Source organism: Agreia pratensis, assembly GCF_900177685.1.
GTDB lineage: Bacteria > Actinomycetota > Actinomycetes > Actinomycetales > Microbacteriaceae > Agreia > Agreia pratensis.
Genome location: NZ_FXAY01000001.1, coordinates 358,823 through 374,917, shown reverse-complemented (window position 1 = coordinate 374,917; position 16,095 = coordinate 358,823). Strand labels below are relative to the sequence as shown.

12 protein-coding genes are annotated in these 16,095 nt (G+C 65.5%); 7 read left to right on the top strand and 5 right to left on the bottom strand.

Annotation, left to right across the window (positions count from 1 at the left end; all coding sequences use genetic code 11):
- Positions 1 to 54: 54 nt before the first annotated feature.
- On the top strand, positions 55 to 555 hold the full coding sequence (locus B9Y86_RS01825) for a GtrA family protein (RefSeq protein WP_139824687.1): 501 nt from the start codon (positions 55 to 57) through the stop codon (positions 553 to 555).
- Here the strand turns inward: B9Y86_RS01825 and B9Y86_RS01820 are convergent.
- Positions 552 to 1,862 carry an O-antigen ligase family protein gene (locus B9Y86_RS01820; protein WP_244894589.1) on the bottom strand — a complete coding sequence of 437 codons (1,311 nt, stop codon included), beginning with the start codon at positions 1,860 to 1,862 and terminating at the stop codon, positions 552 to 554. The genes B9Y86_RS01825 and B9Y86_RS01820 overlap by 4 nt on opposite strands.
- Positions 1,859 to 3,235 carry an O-antigen ligase family protein gene (locus B9Y86_RS01815; RefSeq protein ID WP_244894588.1) on the bottom strand — a complete coding sequence of 459 codons (1,377 nt, stop codon included), beginning with the start codon at positions 3,233 to 3,235 and terminating at the stop codon, positions 1,859 to 1,861. The genes B9Y86_RS01820 and B9Y86_RS01815 overlap by 4 nt, the downstream gene beginning before the upstream one ends.
- Before the next feature lie 185 nt (positions 3,236 to 3,420).
- Here B9Y86_RS01815 and B9Y86_RS01810 point away from each other — a divergent pair, with 185 nt between their 5' ends.
- On the top strand, positions 3,421 to 4,215 hold the full coding sequence (locus B9Y86_RS01810; protein WP_085482372.1) for a polyprenol monophosphomannose synthase: 795 nt from the start codon (positions 3,421 to 3,423) through the stop codon (positions 4,213 to 4,215).
- 14 nt (positions 4,216 to 4,229) lie between these two features.
- Here B9Y86_RS01810 and B9Y86_RS01805 read toward each other — a convergent pair whose 3' ends face one another.
- Positions 4,230 to 5,408 carry an acyl-CoA dehydrogenase family protein gene (locus tag B9Y86_RS01805; RefSeq protein ID WP_085483687.1) on the bottom strand — a complete coding sequence of 393 codons (1,179 nt, stop codon included), beginning with the start codon at positions 5,406 to 5,408 and terminating at the stop codon, positions 4,230 to 4,232.
- A 136-nt stretch (positions 5,409 to 5,544) separates the two neighbouring features.
- On the opposite strand from B9Y86_RS01805, the gene manA reads away from it, so the two are divergent.
- Positions 5,545 to 6,819 (top strand): mannose-6-phosphate isomerase, class I, encoded by a 1,275-nt coding sequence (gene manA, locus B9Y86_RS01800; RefSeq protein ID WP_244894587.1) that lies wholly within the window; start codon positions 5,545 to 5,547, stop codon positions 6,817 to 6,819.
- 97 nt (positions 6,820 to 6,916) lie between these two features.
- Here the strand turns inward: manA and B9Y86_RS01795 are convergent, their stop codons facing one another.
- Together B9Y86_RS01795 and B9Y86_RS01790 are read right to left on the bottom strand one after the other, a co-directional pair.
- The gene (locus B9Y86_RS01795) at positions 6,917 to 7,876 is read right to left on the bottom strand and encodes a hypothetical protein (RefSeq protein ID WP_085482370.1); all 960 of its coding nucleotides are present in this window, start codon (positions 7,874 to 7,876) and stop codon (positions 6,917 to 6,919) included.
- 234 nt (positions 7,877 to 8,110) lie between these two features.
- Positions 8,111 to 9,115, bottom strand: a complete 1,005-nt coding sequence (locus tag B9Y86_RS01790; protein ID WP_410371460.1) for a GlxA family transcriptional regulator — start codon at positions 9,113 to 9,115, stop codon at positions 8,111 to 8,113.
- 167 nt (positions 9,116 to 9,282) lie between these two features.
- On the opposite strand from B9Y86_RS01790, the gene galE reads away from it, so the two are divergent.
- The 4 genes from galE (at position 9,283) to B9Y86_RS01770 (ending at position 16,089) form a co-directional block, all read left to right on the top strand.
- A complete protein-coding gene (gene galE / locus B9Y86_RS01785; RefSeq protein ID WP_085482366.1) occupies positions 9,283 to 10,242 on the top strand; it encodes a UDP-glucose 4-epimerase GalE in 960 nt (319 codons plus the stop codon).
- 170 nt (positions 10,243 to 10,412) lie between these two features.
- A complete protein-coding gene (locus B9Y86_RS01780; RefSeq protein ID WP_078714135.1) occupies positions 10,413 to 10,733 on the top strand; it encodes a WhiB family transcriptional regulator in 321 nt (106 codons plus the stop codon).
- Between the two features lie 90 nt (positions 10,734 to 10,823).
- A complete protein-coding gene (locus B9Y86_RS01775) occupies positions 10,824 to 14,666 on the top strand; it encodes a glycosyltransferase (protein ID WP_085482364.1) in 3,843 nt (1,280 codons plus the stop codon).
- Positions 14,656 to 16,089 (top strand): DUF5719 family protein, encoded by a 1,434-nt coding sequence (locus tag B9Y86_RS01770; RefSeq protein WP_085482362.1) that lies wholly within the window; start codon positions 14,656 to 14,658, stop codon positions 16,087 to 16,089. Before B9Y86_RS01775 ends, B9Y86_RS01770 begins: the two co-directional genes overlap by 11 nt.
- Positions 16,090 to 16,095 lie beyond the last annotated feature (6 nt).

Genomic DNA, 16,095 nt, shown 5'->3' with positions numbered 1-16,095 from the left:
GGCCGGCGATCACCGGCGTGCGGTGAGTGCGAAAGTGAAGTTCCAGTGAAGAAGATGTTCAGTTACATCTACGAGCGCGTTGTGCGGTACGCACTCAAGTTCGGTGTCGTCGGGCTTGTCGGATACGGAATCGACGTGGGAATCTTCAATCTTCTCCGGCTCGGAAGCTTCGGATCCGACGTCTGGTGGCAGTCACCGCTCGGCGCAAAGCTGGTCTCAGTGACGCTGTCGACCTTGGCCACTTGGTTCGGCAATCGGTATTGGACCTTTAGAGAGCACCGTCGCCGCAACTTCGTGCTCGAGTTGCTCGAGTTCGCTGCAATCGCCGTCGTCGGTCTCGGCATCAGCTTGTTCTGCCTTTGGATCTCGCACTACGTTCTCGGTTTCAACAATCTGGCCGCCGACAACATCTCGGCCAATGTCATCGGCCTGGTGCTCGCCACTGCATTCCGATTCTTGATGTACCGGTTCTGGGTGTATGCACCCACACGGTCAGACGGCCACACGGCGTTGAAGAACAAGGCGGCGATGGCCGAGACCGAGCGTCAGGCCTAGGCGCCAGCCCGAGGAAGCTCCGCTGTCGGCGGCTTCAGCGCGAGTCCCTGCCGCCAGCTCAGCGAGTGCGCCGCTTTCACCATGCACATCACGAAGAACATCCAGCCGTACTCCACGAGCATGGCGCTCTCGGCCATGCTCGTCACGAGCAGCACGACCAGAATGAGTGCCGGCCACATATAGATGACGCTCTTCTTCGAGGTCGCCAGAATCCAGGAGCGTACGAGCGCCAACCCCGCCATGCCCACGAAGATCACGAGCCCGATGAGCCCTGCTTGAAAGTACACATCGATGAAGGCGTTGAGCCCCGAGGTGTGCTGACGGTTGCCCACGAAATCGAGCGCGAAGAAGGGCGAGACGTTGGGGCGCCACAGGCCGACCCAGCCCCAGCCCTCGAGTTGGTTGTAGTCGATGAGGCTCGATAGCTGGTTCCAGATCTCGAGACGATAGGTGAACTCCGATCTCGCCCCCACGATCGCCAGGATGCGCGTGCGCACGAAGTAGGCGCTGAGGGTTCCGATCACCAGAATGACCAGCATTCCGATCTGCAGACTCCGTCGGAGTTCGGGGCGGGCGCGGCGTAGAGCGAGCACCGCAACGGCGGCGACGAACACGATGCCGGCGACTCCGAGCGAGATGGGGGAGCGCGATCCGAGCAGCAACACCGCTGCCAGAACGATCGAGTACAGGCTGAGGCCGCGCGGAACGGACCGGGTGTTTCGTTCCACCAAGAAGGTGACGAGCGCGATCAGGGCGATGAATCCCAGCATGTTGCGTGAACCGAAGATGCCCTGCAACGGTCCACCCTCATCGAGGTTGCCCTGAATGCGCAAGAACGCGATCGGGAGGTCGAGAAGTAGGCCCGACAGGATCTCGAGTGCGAGCGACACTGTGAGCAGAACGCGCATCACATCGCCGACGGCCCGCACGATTTGAATAAGGTCGCGCACGAGTGCGACGTAGAGCGCGAGGAACGAGAACGTGAGCTGGTAGATCACTCCGGTCACGCTCGACGACGGGTACCTGCTCCACACGATCGTGATGGCACACCAGCCGAGAAATACCACGAGCGACAGGGGCAGCACGCCGTGCCAGTCGAGATCATTTCGCCGGGCGACCAGAGAGACGGCTGCAAACACGACCAGGGTGCTCAGGATGCCGATCAGCCCGGCCCAGCCCATCGTCTCCTTGACGAGATTTACCGACAGTGCAGAGCCGATGGCTGTCGTGGCCAGCACGCCGGAGAACCTCGGAGAGCCGAAGATCGCCGCAACCACCGCCCACCCGGGGTGCTCGGAGACTCTCACCGCGAAAAGCCCACCCGTCGCAGCATCACGGGCTTGGTGGACTCGACCGGGCCACCGTCGGGCACGGTGAGATCAATGCCTGTTGCTCCGACGTCACGCCGCGTCTTCAGCGCCATGAGCGCGAGCAGAGCAAACCCGCCCTCGACGAGCATGCGTGACTCCACGAACGACTGGGCGACGAGCAGGGTGAGAATGAGGGCCGGGAAGAGCGTCACCGGAACGAAGGGGACCGGCGTGCCCCGGGCATCCAGCTGCGGGTCTACTGCGAACCACCACGCCCGCCAACACGCGCCGACAACGGCGCCGACGAACAGAACCAGGCCCACGATGCCGAGCTGCAGCCACACGTCGAGCCAGGCGTTGTGCGCTTGAAGGTAGGTCACGCCCTTGCGTTCGGCCAGGTGGGTGAACGGCTCGACCCACGGCACCCAGTAGCTGACCCAGCCCCATCCGAAAACGGGTCGCTGCTGAGCGAGGGCTGTCACGGCATTCCAGATGTCGAATCGGCCGGTGAGATCTGAACTCTTGCCGAAGAGCCTGAGTATCTGAGACGAGAAAACCGTGACCAGTGCGGCCGCCGCGATCACGCCGACCGCGCTCGACGCGAGAACCACCCGGCGCTGCCTCGCGTTCGAGCGCCGCATCAGGGTCAGGATGCCTGCGGCCACGGCCACGACGACGAGCACGGCGATGGCGGTGGCTGAGCGGGTGAGGGCAAGAGTGGCCACGGCCACGGCGATCCATGCGTATGCGCGCCGACGGCCCAGCGATCGTGATGCGAGCTCGAGCACGAGGCAGACCAGTGCGATAACGGCGATGAACGCCAACAGGTTGCGGTTTCCGACGATGCCTTGAATCGGAGCGCCGGTGAAGAGGTCTGCCTGGCTCCAGAAGAACGCGTTCGGTAACTTGCCGTCGCCATAGTCGACCCAGAACGGAATGATCGGATGGCGTACGAAGGCAGCGACGATGAACTCGAACAGCAGAGAGAGTCCGAGAATCCAGCGGGTGGCCCGGCCCAAGGCCGTGAGGATGCGCGGCCAGGTCATCGAGGTGGCGAAGAAGATCGCCGCGACAACGGGACCCGCTTGGGCGACCAGCCCGAGCAGCGTCGCACCGGGGTAGAACGACCAGGCGATCGATACGACGGCGAGGCCGAGGAACACGGCCAGCGCGAGCGGAACGCGGCGGGGAGTGAGCTGACGCCATCCTCTATCGCGGGTGATCAGGAGGGCCAGCGTGATGACGAGGGCGAGAGCGAGGGCGGCGAAGCCGTACCAGCCGATGAGGTTGCGCCAGAAGTCTCCGGCGAGAAGGGTGAAGAACGTGAGCACGGCCAGTGCGGCGCGGCCGGTGCTGGTCACGGAGTTCATAGAGGCAAGACTACCGAGCGCGCCCCGTTCTGGCTTTCCGCCCTCGTAGCCCTGTAGTGGCTGTGATGATCCTCTGTGCTGGCCGATCGATGCGGATCGACCCAATAACCTTGCTGAGGTCGTCAGATCCATATCAGCGTTACCGCACGCAGCAGCGCACATCAGCAACAGATCGAGAAAAGAACATGTCAGATTCGAGCAACGCCGACTCACACGTAGGCGCAGGGTGCCTCGTCATCGTCCCCACCTACAACGAGGCAGAGAACCTGATGTGGATCATCGAGCGAGTCTTCGCCTCGATGCCCGCAGCGCATCTGCTCGTCGTCGACGACAACAGCGTCGACGGCACGGCCAAGATCGCCGACGATGCGAGCGAGGCCGACAAGCGAATCCACGTTCTTCATCGCGCGGGCAAGCTCGGTCTCGGGTCGGCCTATGTAGAAGGCTTCGGCTGGGGACTCGACCGCGGCTACGACTACCTGATCGAGATGGATGCCGATGGCTCGCATCCGCCCGAGAGACTGCCGGCCATGGTCGAGAGTCTGGCGTCGAGCGGCGATTCCCGCAGGCAGCTCGCCATCGGTTCCCGCTGGGTTCCCGGAGGCTCTGTCGTGAACTGGCCCCTCAGTAGACAGCTGCTGAGCCGAGCGGGCAACGTCTATGCGCGAATCATGCTGGGAATCGCGGTGCACGATGTCACGGCGGGGTTCCGCGTCTATCGGGCGGAGAGCATTGCAAGCATGGATCTGCGCTCTGTGGATTCGAAGGGGTACTGCTTCCAGGTGGACATGACCCTTCGGGTGCTCGACGGCGGCGGCTCCGTGGTCGAGCTCCCGATCGAGTTCCGCGAACGCGAACGCGGCGAATCGAAGATGAGCCGCGCCATCGTGATCGAGGCGATGCTTCGCGTGACCCAGTGGGGTGTCCAGCGGCGCTGGCCGTTCCGTCGTCGCTCTGCCGGAACGGCCGCGCTGCGCTAGACGGCCCCGTTCGTTTAGACGAAGGCAGCGAAGCCGGTGAGCGCACGCCCCACGATGAGCGTGTTCATCTCGCGGGTGCCCTCGTAGGAGTACAGCGCCTCGGCGTCGGCGAAGTGCCGGGCCACGTCGTAGTCGAGCACGATGCCGTTGCCGCCGAGAGCCTCGCGGCACCACGCGACCGTCTCGCGCATCCGGGCCGTCGCATACGCCTTGGCGAGCGCCGAATGCTCGTCGCGCTGGATGCCCTGATCGAGCATCTGCGAGACCCGCACGACCATGCCGAGGCTGGCCGTGATGTTGCCGATCGACTTCACGAGCAGGTCTTGGATCAGCTGGTGCGATGCGATCGGCTTGCCGAACTGCACCCGCTCCTTCGTGTAGCGCAGGGCGGCCTCGTAGGCGCCGATCGAGTTGCCGACCGCGGCCCAGGCGACCTCGGCACGGGTCAGGCGCAGCACCTTGGCGGTGTCGCGGAACGAGTTCGCGTTCTGCAGGCGCAGCGACTCGGGGATGCGCACATCGGTGAGCGTGATGTCGGCGTTCTGCACGATGCGCAGGCTCTGCTTGTTCTCGATCTTCGTGGCCCGGTAGCCGGCCGTGTCTGTGGGAACGATGAAGCCCTTCACCTGGTTGTCGGCCGTGTCCTTCGCCCAGATCACCGTGATGTCGCTGAAGGTCGCGTGCCCGATCCAGCGCTTCTCACCGTTCAGTACCCACTCGTCGCCGTCGCGGGTCGCCGTGGTCTTGAGGCCCTGGGCGGAGTCGGAGCCCGATGTCGGCTCGGTGAGGCCGAATGCGCCGACGATCTCGCCGGCGGCCATCCGGGGCAGCCATTCTGCGCGCTGCTCGTCTGAACCGGTGACGCTGATCGCGCCCATCGCGAGGCCGTTCTGCACGCCCACGTGGGTGGCGACCGAGGCGTCGATGCGACCGAGCTCGAGGGCCACGAATCCGCGAAAGACGGCAGAGTTGTCGAAGGGTTTCGTCTCATCCCAGCCGAAGCGGTAGACATCGAGGTCTGCGAGTCCCTTGACGATCTCGTGGGGGAACGTCGCCTTCTCCCAGTGGCCGTTCACGACCGGCTTGACCTCGTTCTCGAGGTAGGTGCGGATCGCCGCGAGTGCGGTCTTCTCCTGGTCGGTCAGCATCGACTCGTAACCGTAGAAGTCGCTGGCGAGGGGTTCCAAAGACATGTGTGCTCCGTTGCTCATGGGGTGTTCGCGTGCAACTCAACCAGCGCGCAGGTCTCGCCTCCAACCGATTGGTAGTTTGGGCTAAGACTCGGCAGACCGCGCCGGGCGACGTTGTAGGTCGCTCATAAACGCGCCCGTGCCGATCGACTCATCGACGACTGCTCAGAAGGGCCCCGACGTGTTCGTTGGCATCACCAATACTCCTCGCGACTATTCGTGGGGTTCGGCCACCGCGATCGCCGAACTCCTCGGAACGCCGGCATCCGGATCGCCGCAGGCCGAACTCTGGCTCGGAGCGCACCCGGGGTCGCCCTCGAGGATCGTCGACGGCTCGAGCCCCCATGGTGCACAGAACCTCGCCGAGTGGATCGCGAATGATCCGCGCGACTCGCTCGGAGGGCACAAGCAGCTTCCGTTCCTACTCAAGATCCTCGCCGCCGACGCGCCCCTGTCTCTGCAGGCGCACCCCACGCTCGAGCGGGCGCGCCAGGGCTTCGAGGCCGAGAACGCCGCCGGTATCGCCCTCGATGCCCCGAACCGCAACTACAAAGACGCGCTGCACAAGCCCGAGGTCATCGTCGCCCTGAGCGACACCTTCGACGCCCTCTGCGGATTCCGTCCCCTTGCCGAGATCCGCGAGATCGTCGCGCTGCTCGAAAACTGGCAGACAGAATCGGATGCCGCGGGCTCGGCGGTTCTCGCCCCGTTCGTCTCGCGGGCGCTCGCCGACGGAGACGATGCCTCGGTGCTTCGCGCCCTCGTGGAGTGGCTTCTCGGCGGTTCAGAAGAGGTCACGGCGTTGGTGCGGAGAGTCTCCGAACTCGCCGCCCGCAACGACCCGTCGATGGCGGGGGCCTACGCCGCATCCCTCCAGACGGTTCGGGAGCTCGCCGCCGCGTATCCCGGCGACGCCGGCATCGTGATGTCGCTCCTGCTCAACAGGGTGACCCTCTCGGCCGGTGAGGCGCTGTATCTGCCGGCCGGCAACATCCATGCGTATTTGAAGGGCCTCGGCGTCGAACTGATGGCGGCCTCCGACAACGTGCTGCGCGGGGGACTCACGCCGAAGTACATCGACGTTCCCGAGCTTCTGTCGGTGCTCGACTTCGACCCGCTGCCCGTTCCCTACATTCGCCCCACGTTTCCCTCCGACGGCGTGGAGGAGTTCAGGCCGGGCGTTCCCGACTTCGTGCTCGCGCGCATCCACACCGAGTTGAACGAGCGTGCGGCCTACAGGCCAGACGGCCCCGCGATCGCGATCTGCACGTCAGGATCGTTCGAGATCCACGGCGAACGCAGCGATACCACCCTGGAGCGCGGCCAGTCGGTCTTCATCACCCCCGAAGAAGGCGCGATCACGTTCACCGGCGTGGGAACAGTCTTCTTGGCGGCACCGGGAGCCCCGGCGTAGTTCGCAGTCGGGCTAACTGAGGACATTCTTCAATTGAGTAAGAGACGTCGTTGATCTGACGCGGTGTGCACTCTGGCGTGTGTTGGTTTGTCCTCAGTTAGCGTGATTGCGCTCGACGGAGATCACGGAGTTCTTTCGCCTCGGAGACGGTTCGTCGTATGACAGCCGACGTCTGCGGCCATGATTCGTAGATGTGTCGGGGCAGGATGCGCAGGCTCGGAAGCCCTGCACCAAAGGAGCAGAGAGCCTTGTCGAAGTCCCACGAGATCTGCGCATCGTCGCGGTGCCACCGTCGGCTGTCGATGTCGAGGGTGACGACTCCGTCGATCAGGAGGTCGAACCGGCTGGTGCCAGGCACCGGGAACTGTGTCTCGACGACGAAACCGGCTCTGCGCAGTCGAACGCGCACCACCGTCTCGTTGCCGGAATCCGCGGTCGGGTCGATCTCAGCACGAAGACATTGCAGGCGTGCCGGTAACTGAGTGAATAGCCGATCGACCTGACTCTTCGTGATGAAACCTGTACGCAGCGCCGAGTCGATGCTCGCGATCGCGTGCTCCTCGTTCTGGCAGAGAACGGCCTGGCGCAGCGATACCAGAGGCGGCATGAGCCAATCGCGCTGATACGACGACTCAGCGACGTCTCGAGGTTCGGATCTCTGCCAATGAAGGCGCGGAGCACCCGGGTCAGCGACGAAGTTGGTGTCGGATCGTCGGCTCAGAGCAGATAGCCCCACGCTCGCCGCTTCGTCGATGCGCAGATCATGAGCGCAACGTCGCAGGCACACGTGAAGCCGAGTATCGAGTCCCGCCCAGACACGATGTCTGCGCAGTGCTGAGAGGCATGCGACCTTGCCACCGAGCCGAATCGCGCGCCGCTGATCGAGGTCGGCCTCGGCGCTCGCGTAGATGCCACGTCGAATCGGCTGAAGTAGGCGAACAGATCGTGCATGGTCGATCATGCGCGGAGTCGCGCCGAGAGACAGCAGAGTGTTTCGCGACGCGACTCCGCCTGTCACCATCATCAAGTTCTGGATGCGCGAGAGGTCGTCGGCCATGCGTCGAGTGTGGCGAGGCCCGTCGGCCCCACGGTCGGATCCCCGACTGTCGGTGGATCATGACGAGTGCTGGGCTGATGTGAGGGAGTGGTGAGCGGCAGAAGCCAGGTTGACCGTCGCTAACTGAGGACATTCCTTGCCCAACGAACGTGCCGCCCTCGGTACACCGGGCCGGTCCCATCGTGACGACGAAGATGTCCTCAGTTAGCGCAGCGAGCCGTGGGGACTGCGCCCTCAGCTCACGAGTTCTCTCACGCAGAACGTGCGGCGGTAGTTCGCCGGCGTCGTCTGCAACGTCTTCACGAAGTGGTGGCGCATGACCGCTGCAGATCCGAAGCCCGTCTCTGAAGCGATTGCCTCGAGGCCGAGTGTCGTCTCTTCTAACAGGTGCTGTGCGCGCATGAGGCGCTGCTTGTTGAGCCAGGCGGCAGGAGTCGTTCCCAGGTCCGCACGGAATCGCCGCGCGAAGGTGCGAGAGGACATCAGGGCCTTGCGTGCCAACTCGTCGACGCTGAGGTCGCGGTCGAGGTTCTCGAGCATCCATTCTGTGACGCCGGCGAACGAGTCGCTCGGCTCTGCGGGCATGGGGGCGGCGATGAACTGGGCCTGGCCTCCCGCCCGTTGCGGGGGCACCACCATGCGCCGGGCGATGACGTTCGCGGCGGCAGCGCCGAGTTCGGTGCGCACGAGGTGGAGTGCGGCGTCGATTCCTGCCGCGGTACCGGCCCCCGTGATGATGTTGCCGTCTTGAACGAAGAGGACGTCGGGGTCGACCTCGATCTCGGGAAACTCTCGTGCGAGTCGGTCGGCGTGCATCCAGTGGGTCGCTGCGCGCTTGCCATTCAGGAGGCCTGACTTCGCCAGGGTGAACGCGCCGCTGCACACTGTGAGGATCCACGCGCCGCGGTCGTTCGCCTCGTGCAGCACTCGCAGGACCTCTGGATGAACGTCACCATCGATCATGTGGGCCGGTATCGCGATGAGGTCGGCGTCGGCGGCGGTGCCGAGGTCGTTCATGATCATCATGTCGTAGCCCATGCTCGTCGGAATCGGGCCGGGCTCGGCGGCGGCGATCGTGAAGTCGAACGTCGGACCGCCCATGTCTGCGCGATCGATGCCGAAGACCTCGCAGATCACGCCGAACTCGAACGGGGCGACGTGGGGGAGTGCGATCAGAACGACCTTCTTCAGCATGGGATTCTCTCGATCGGCGAACGGTGGCAGTAAAAGGTGGAGCATTGACATTCTTCCATCTGGTGGCTGGTTATCGCAATTCATAGCGTTACTGCCATGATGATTTTTCTTGTAATCATGGGTGTTCTCGCGGCCATTGCCATCGGCTGGACGATGCGAGACTTGATCCGCGATGGGTACCGTCGCGTTCCGCTGGGTAAAGGAGTCGACGAATGGCGTGGTTGGTAACGGGAGGCGCGGGCTACATCGGTTCGCACGTGGTGAGAGCGTTCATCGAACAGGGCATCGATGTTGTCGTGATCGACGATCTCTCGAGCGGGCACCGCGCTTTTGTCGATGAGGGAGTCCCGTTCATCAACGGCAGCATCCTCGACGCCGACCTGCTTCGCGAGATCTTCGAAGACCACGCCATCTCTGGGGTCGTGCATGTCGCCGGCTACAAGTACGCCGGCGTCTCAGTGACCCGCCCGCTGCACACATACGAGCAGAACGTCACGGGAACCCAGGTACTCCTCGGCGCCATGAGCGATGCCGGGGTCGACCGCGTCGTCTTCTCGTCGAGCGCTGCCGTCTACGGAACCCCCGACACCGACCTGGTGACGGAATCGACGCCCAAGAGCCCCGAGTCGCCCTACGGCGAGTCGAAGCTGATCGGCGAGTGGTTGCTGCGCGACCAAGGAGTCGCAGCCGGCCTCGCGCACACGTCCCTCCGCTACTTCAACGTGGTGGGCTCGGGATACCCCGACCTGTTCGACACCAGCCCGCACAACCTCTTTCCTCTCGTCTTCGATGCTCTTCTCGACGGTCGGGTTCCGCGCATCAACGGCGACGACTACGACACGCCTGACGGCACGTGCGTGCGCGATTACATCCACGTCTCCGACCTCGCTCTGTCGCACGTGGCGGCGGCGCATCGTCTCGACGCCGGCGAGCCGGTCGAGCCCGCCTACAACCTCGGGAGCGGCGACGGCGCATCCGTGGGCCAGATCATGACCGCCATGGCCGAGGGCACGGGAATACCGTTCGAGCCCGAGATCGCCCCGCGTCGACCCGGCGACCCGGCCCGCATCGTCGCGTCGGGCGAATTGGCTGCGCGCGATCTCGATTGGCGGATGCGCCACACGCTCGACGAGATGGTGCGGAGTGCATGGGCGGCGCGCCGGGGCGCGTAGCCGATTTGGCGTGTCGCGCTGACGTCGTTTAGCGCGACACGGTGTTTCGACAAACCCTCTAGAAGCACTTGAGGGTTTACGATCCGCGACTTGACTCTCGCGAACTACACGGGTGTAATTAGCGGGAGGGGTTCGGCAGGTCGAATGCAGATCAGAAGGTAGAGCGTGGTATGGCTATGGAATACCGCTCAGGCGTCCCAGAGGACTGGTTCGTCGATCCCGTCAATCTCGGAGTTCCTGGCGTACGTCAACAGACACCGGTAGACGACGAGAATCCTCTCGCCTGGCAGACCGATTCGCTCTGTGCTCAGACCGACCCGGAGGCGTTCTTCCCTGAAAAGGGCGGTTCGACCCGTGACGCCAAGCGCATCTGCACCTCGTGCGAGGTGAAGGCTCAGTGCCTCGAGTACGCGCTCAAGAACGACGAGCGATTCGGCATCTGGGGCGGGCTCTCCGAGCGCGAGCGCCGCAAGCTGCGCAAACAGGCCTAGTCGTTCGACATAACAGCAGCTGTGTCGATATCTCGGCACGCCGGGGCCTGACAGGCCGCTAGCGCGCGCGGCCCTTAGGGTCTAAGTGATATGCGCGCCCGAGTAACAGTAGTCCTAGTCGCCTCCAACGGAGCGGACTTCCTTCCGCGCACCCTCGACGCCTTGAAGGCGCAGACGAGGCAGCCCGACAGTCTCATCGTCGTCGATGTCGGCTCGACCGACTCGACGCCCGCGTTGCTGTCCGGCGCGATGCCCACGCACTTCATCCAGGCCTCTGGTCGCCTCAGCTTCGGCACGGCCGTCGCGCATGCTCTCGGGGTCGTTCCGCCGCCCGCAGACGAGAACGAGTGGCTCTGGCTCCTCGCCCACGACACGGCTCCTGAACCCGACGCGCTCGCTGCATTGCTCGCCGCGGTCGAGGTCAACCCGTCGGTCGCCGCCGCAGGTCCGAAGCAGATGGACTGGGAGCACCCCGACTACATCAGCGAATTCGGCGAGACGCTCACGCGATTCGGCGCCACGTACGCGATGGCCGAGACAGAACTAGACCAGGCGCAGCACGACCGCATGAGCGACGTGCTCGGCGTGGGCGCTGCAGGAATGCTCGTTCGCCACACGGTGTGGAACGATCTGTCGGGGTTCGACGATGCCCTCCCCACTGCCGACAATGGCCTCGATTTCAGCGTGCGCGTGCGTCTGGCCGGTCACCGCGTCATGGGTGTTCCGGCGGCGCGAATCGCCTCAGCCGGAGTCGGCCTCGCCGGCCCGGGTCGCAGCGAGAAGGGGCGCGCCAGACGCAAACGTCAGGCCGACCGCCGCGCTGCCCAGTTGCACCGGCGACTCGTCTACGCTCCGGCCTTCGCCGTGGTCTTCCACTGGCTCTCGCTCGTTCCGCTCGCGATCGTGCGCAGCCTTGCCCAGTTGGTGCGCAAACAGCCCGGGGCCATCGGCGGCGAGCTGTCCGCCGCCTTCCGCACCGCCTTCGGATCGCGAGTCACCGAGGCGCGCCGAAACCTGCGTGCCGCGAAGCGAGTGGGCTGGAACACCATTGCGCCGCTCCGGATTCCGGGCGACGAGGTGCGACGTCGGCGCTCCCTGCAGCGCGAGATCGCCCTCACCCATCTGCGTGGCGAGAAGGATCGCATCCAGTTCATCGCCACGGGCGGCGTCACGACCGTTCTGATCTTCGCGGTTCTCGGCCTCATCATGTTCGTACCCCTCATCGGCGCGGTCGCCCTCAAGGGCGGTTCTCTGCTTCCGGTGAGCGCGACCTTGGGCGAGCTGTGGAGCCACGTCGGCTACGGGTGGCGCGACATCGGTCTGGGCTTCGTCGGTGCGGCCGACCCGTTCACGACCGTGCTCGCCGTTCTCGGCTCGATCACGTTCTGGTCGCCCTCTCTTGCCATCGTGGGCCTCTATCTCGCGGCACTTCCGCTCGCGGCACTTGCCGCGTGGTTCCTCGCTGCGCGCCTCACCGACAAGCCCTGGCTGCGTGCTGTCGCCGCCGTGCTCTGGACCCTGGCGCCCACTTTCTTGGCCTCCCTCGATCAGGGAGCCGTCGGGGCGGTCATCGCGCATCTGCTGCTCCCATGGCTTGTCCTCGCGGGCCTCGCAGCGCGCAAATCATGGTCGGCCTCTGCCATGGCGGCCATTCTGTTCGCTGTCACGCTGGCCGGCGCTCCCTCGCTGTGGCCCGCGCTTCTCATCGTGTGGGCCGTCTCCGTCGCCACGGCGGGGCGCAACGTCGCGCGCTACATCGGTATCCCGATTCCCGCCCTTGCCCTCTTCCTCCCCTTGGCCTGGGATCAGTTCCGTGCGGGCAACCCGCTCGGACTGCTCGCTGATCCGGGCGTTCCCGTTGTTCGCGAACCAGGGTCGGTCCTGGCCCTGCTGAGTGGCATCCCCGATTCGGCACAGAGCGGATGGACCGGCCTGGCATCGATGGTCGGTATCGATTCGTCGGTGCTGCAGATCGTGCTGGCGATCGCTGTCGTTCCGCTCGGGATCGCGGCCGTGCTCGCGTTGGTCCTGCCCGGCCCGAGCGTGACGCGCGCGATCGTCGCCGTCGTCGGTTCCATCCTCGGTCTCGCTACCGCGATCGCGTCGACTCGCATCTCACTGGACTCCGTCGGAGCCGATCCCGTCAGTCTCTGGGCCGGTCCCGGTCTGAGCCTGTACTGGCTCGGACTCATCTGTGCAGCGGTCGTGGGTCTGCACGCGCTCAAGCGGTTCTCGCTCGCTCCCGGATTCTTGGCAGCGACCACGGTCGTCGTCGTCGCCGTGCCGCTCGTCGCGTCGACGCTCCTCGGGTCCTCCGCCATTCAGACGACCGATGCCCGCCTGCTGCCCGCCTTCGTCACCGCCGAGGCGGCATCCACACCCCGCGTGGGCACGCTCGTTCTCACGCCGCAACGTGATGGCGGTATCAAGTCGGCAATCGTCACCGGTACCGGAGTGATGCTCGACGACCAGTCGACTCTCGCGGCGACCAACCGCGACGCGACGCGCGATGCCGAACTCGCAGATCTCATCGGCAACCTCGCTTCGCAGAGCGGCAGTGACAGCACTCCTCGACTCGCAGAACTCGGCGTAGAGTTCGTGCTCCTCGCCAACCCGCCCGCAGGGGCCGATCAGCCGCTGGTGACGACGACGACTCGGTCGACCGCCGCGTTCGATGCCAATGCATCGCTGACGACGGTGGGCAAGACCTTCGCCGGAAAGCTGTGGCAGATCACGGGAACCGACGGCATTTCGACTCTGCCCGAGCCGAAGCCCAGCAACCTCGGGTCGGCGACCGGAGTGCTCGTGCTCGTCGCGCAGGGAATCGTCTTCCTCCTCATGCTTCTCCTCGCGCTTCCGGCCGGGCGACTGCAGCCTCACGGCACCCGCGCAGTGAGCGCGCTCGAGCCCGCCGGTGCATCCATGCCCGACGAGCCAGACGTCGAGGGCGACGACGATGATGGCGATGATGACGATGACGACGAGAAGGCCACGGCGCCGGATGGGCAGACCGCCGGGGCGGCGGGTGCACGATGGCCCGGAGCCTCGCTGGGTCGCCGGATCTTCGCGCGCAAGCCACGTCCGGATGCCGCGGCTGAGGCCGCTGCTGCGGCGGCGGCCGCGAGTTCGGTGGCCATCGCCTCTGCTCCTGACTCCACCTCTGAGGGGTCGGCGACTCCCTCGGAGGACACATCGACGACGTCAGGGAAAGAGGCTGTCCACTCGGCTGAGGCCGAAGAACTCGCGTCGGCGGAGTCTGAAGATGGCGATGCGCCGAACGAAGGCGCGGAGCCGGAAGATGGCACAGCGCCGGTCGGGCCCGACGAATCGACGACGGCTCAGTCGGCGACGGAAGCGCCGACAGCTCCTGCTGTCGAGGCGCAGCATTCGGAGCCGACGACTCTTGGCGACGGTCCTGCCCCCGTCATCCACCCGGGTGAGGACTTCGATCTCATCGGAGCGCCGGAGCCTCAGACTGCTCTCGTAGACGAGAACGAGACCCCTTCGCTCGCCGATCTCGTCGAAGCTCCCGCGTCGACGGAACTGCCGCCGGTCGAGGCCGAGCCGACAGGGGAGTTCGTGGAGTCGCCGGAAGCCGTTCATGAGGAGCGCCCGGCGGACGAGGCTGATATGACCTCCGAGGCTGACATGTCCTCCGAGGGTGATGTGTCGTCCTCCGAGGCCGAGTCGGCACCGCCGGCCGAGCAGGAGACCGAACCCGAGCCCGCTGCCGACGATTCATTCGTCTACACGCCGCCGCCGATGCCCTCCCCGTCGCAGGCCGAAGGCGGGACCGACCCCGAGCCGTCGTTCTCGCACCAGCGTGCGATGCCCGACGATATCGACGAGGGCTACGACCCCGACGCGGAGACCGTGATGCGAGTGAAACCGATCGACCTGAGCCACGAGGAGGACGAGCACGATGGCCGCTAAGCGCACCGTGATCGCCACCAGCGCCCGCGCGTTGGGCGCCGTCTTGACCCTCGGGGCTGGTGCGGCGCTCGTGGCCGGAGCCGTCCTGATTCCTCTGCCATCCCACACCGTGGCGGCTCCATCTGTCGAGGTCGCGCCCACACCGCTGCCTCAGAGCCTCATCTGCGCCGGATCGCTCCTACAGCTGTCGAACGGTGCCGGCGCCGCCGCGACGACGGCCTCGGGCGTGGGGACACCGAAGCGCACGAGCGGTTCCGACGACACCGATGTCGACATCGTTCAGTCGCCGCTGGGCGCTCCAGACAACTCAACGGTCGGCAATGCGACGGCTCCCACAGCTGTGACCGCACCGGATGCCGACCCCGGCGTCTTGATCGCCGCAGCGCAGTCCGTCGCGGTCTCTCAGGAGGACGTCTCGGGCTTGGCCGCGACGAATTGCGCTGAGGCGCAGGCCGACACCTGGCTCGTCGGCGGCGCGACCACGGTCGGCCGCACCAGCTTCGTGCTTCTGAGCAATCCGACCGAGGTCACAGCCGACGTCGATCTGAGCTTCTTCGCCGAGAACGGACGGCTGGACGCACCCGGTTCTACCGGCATCACGGTTCCCGCCAAGTCGCAGCGCGCGTTCTCGCTTGCGGGCTTCGCTCCGAACGCCAAGTATCCCGTGGTTCACGTGGTCAGCACTGGCGGCTATGTCGCGGCGACTCTGCAGCAGACGGTCATCCGGGGTCTCGAACCGGGCGGCGTCGAGTTGACGGGGCCCACGGCCGCCCCATCGACCGACGTGGTCTTTGCCGGAGTGAAGATCGCGGGAACGTCTGCGATCGCCGAACGTCTTTCGGCTGACGGCTACGCCGATCTGCAAGCCGCCGTGCGCGTCTACGTGCCGGGCGATACTGATGCCACCATCACGGTGTCCGTCGCCAGCGAGAGCTCGGGCTCTGCCGACGGCTCGTACACGCTCAGTGCCCCCGGAGGGGTCGTCAGCGAGCTCCCGCTCAAAGATCTTCCCGACGGAAGCTACTCGGTGACCCTCGACTCGACCCAACCGATCGTCGCGGCGGCCCGCACCTCGGTGCTGGCATCCGGCGCCGTCGACTTCGCCTGGAATCAGGCGGCCGCGCCGCTCGACGCCGATACGCTCGTGCCGATCGCGCCCGGGCCGTCCCCGCGCATCCATCTCGCGAATTCGGGCGATAAGGAGGCGAGCGTGACCCTGCGCACGGCATCGGGCAACGAGGTCAAGATCGCCGTTCCCGCGGGAGGAACGAAGGGCCTCGATGCTCAGCCGAACACCGTGTACACCGCGAAGATGTCGTCGGCGGTGAGTATCAGCGTGGGGTACAGCAGTGACGGCCAGCTCTCGGGGTATGCCGTTGCGCCGCCCAGCGAGCTCGCTGCCCCGATCATCGTCTACCCCTAGCCGACG